This is a genomic window from Dapis hubbardiae BLCC-M172 (genome assembly GCF_050016015.1).
In the GTDB taxonomy this organism is placed as follows: Bacteria; Cyanobacteriota; Cyanobacteriia; order Cyanobacteriales; family Microcoleaceae; genus Trichodesmium.
Window position 1 is genome coordinate 1 of the sequence record NZ_JBNHEQ010000124.1, and the last position, 2332, is coordinate 2332.

1 protein-coding gene is annotated in these 2332 nt (G+C 46.3%); it reads left to right on the top strand.

The features are described from left to right. Positions 1–2332, top strand: a 2332-nt coding sequence (locus ACP6PK_RS11160; RefSeq protein ID WP_426559666.1) for a beta strand repeat-containing protein, incomplete at both ends; no start/stop codon positions are given.

Sequence of the window (2332 nt, forward strand, 5' to 3'; positions counted from 1 at the left end):
GTAGACAGCCAACTATCAGTAGAAACTAACAGAGGTGGAAAAGCCGGAAACATAGAAATAAAAACCCCCCAACTAACTATCGGCGAAAACGCCCAAATAAGTGCCACAGTTAACATCGGAGCCAGCACTACAGAGCCAGGAGGAAACATCACCATTAACACAAACAAACTTGACATCGCAGGAGAACTCGGAATATTTGCTGAAACCGAAGCCATAGCAGACGCAGGCAGCCTTACCCTCAGCCCCTACAAAACTAACCCCAACCTAGACATTACCTTTACCAATGAAGGCTTCATCTCAGCCTCCACCAGTTCCACAGGCAATGGAGGTAACATTAATATATCAGCTCCAGAAACCATCAACATTCAAGGCAACGGCTTCATCGCAGTAGAAACCACTGACATTGGCAACGCTGGCACTATCAACATAGACACAAAAAACCTTACCCTATCCGACAAAGTAGCCATAAGCGCTTCCACAGAAGACAAAGGCAACGCTGGAGTTATCAACATTAACACAAACAACCTCACCCTAGAAACTGGAACAAGTCTCACCACTGAAACCAACGATGCAGGAAAAGCAGGAGAGATAGAAATAAACACCAGACAACTAACCATAGGAGAAAACGCCCAAATTAGTGCCACCGCCAGAGAAAGAGCAACCAACACAGAAGCAGGAGGCAATATCACTATTAATGCCACAGAATTATTCATATCAGGGCGACTCGGAATATTCGCCGAAACAGCAGGAGAAAGTCCCGCCGGAACCCTAACCCTCAACCCATATAGGGAAGTAGGGGAGCAAGTAGGGACGTTGCATGCAACGTCCGTACGGGAGATAGGGGAATTTGACCAAGACCTCAATATTACTTTCACAGAGCAAGGCTTCATATCTGCTCGCACCACATCCATAGGAGACGGAGGTAACATCAACATATTCGCCCCAGAAAACATAAATATTTCAGGAAACGGCTTTATCTCAGTCGAAACAGAAGGTAGTGGAGACGCAGGCATTATCAACATAGAAACCAAAAACCTGACAATAGCCGAAAACACCACCATCTCAGCCTCCACATCCGACAGCGGAGACGGAGGCAGAATTAATATTAACCCCACACAAACATTCCAACTAGAAGGTCAAATATTAACAGAAACAACAGGTACAGGGAACGGAGGCACTATTATTATCAACACAGGAGAAATGACAGCTCCAAATAGTACCATCTCCGCCAAAAGCACCGATGCTGGAAACGCAGGAGAAATAAACATCGCAGCCGAAAACAACATAACCACAGGAATTATTACCTCCCAAGCCAGCAGTCAAACCGAAACAGCCGACGGAGGCAACATTAGTATTACCAGCGAACAAGGAGAAATTAACGCCACTCAAGCAATTCAATCATTTTCAGAAGGAGCAAACGCTGGAAATGTCAGCCTCCAAGCCAAAACAGACATAACCACCAATACTATTAGTTCCCACGGACAACAACAAGGCGGTGAAATAACCATCACATCAGAAACCGGAAACATAGACACCAGCAACGGAGACTTCCTAGCCAACTATTCAGGAGGAGGCAACGGAGGTAACTTACTTCTAGAAGCACCCCAAGGAAATATAACCACCACCAACATCTACACCTTCGCCGACGCAGACGGAGGAAAAATCACCATCCAAGCAGGAGGCGACATTAATATTGCAGAAAACAGTAATATTATTTCCGCATCCGAACCACCAGAGGAGCCGGGGAGCGGGGGAGCAGGGAGAGGGGGAGCAGGGAGAGGGGGAGTAGGGGAGCGGGGGAGTAGGGGAGATGGGGAGATAGGGAGAGGTAAAGGGGGAGATATTATTCTTGAAGCCGGAAATAATATTAACACCACGACTGCCCAAATATATTCCGGTGCAGACATAGGCGACACAGGAAAAATTGATATTATTGCGGAGGGTGCAATAGAAACAGGAGAAATAAACCTAGCATCGGGTTTTGTCAGACAAAGACAAGAATTTAACAACAACGAAAACTTTACCCTCATTCCCATACCCCAAGGAGAAGCAACCCAAGGAGTCGCCCGAAACATCACCCTTGACAGCAACAACAGCACAATAGACACCACCGCCGGAACCATAAATTCTCGTTCCCCAGACGGCACCGGAAATATAACTCTCAACGCCAGAGAAAACATTACCACAGGCAAATTAGAAGCAAGCGCCCTCAACCCAGACAAACCAACCACAGGTGGAAACGTTGAAATTATCAGTCAACAAGGAGAAATAAACGCCACCCAACAAATAGAAACATTTTCAGCACAAGGCACCGCCGGAAATGTAAATATTA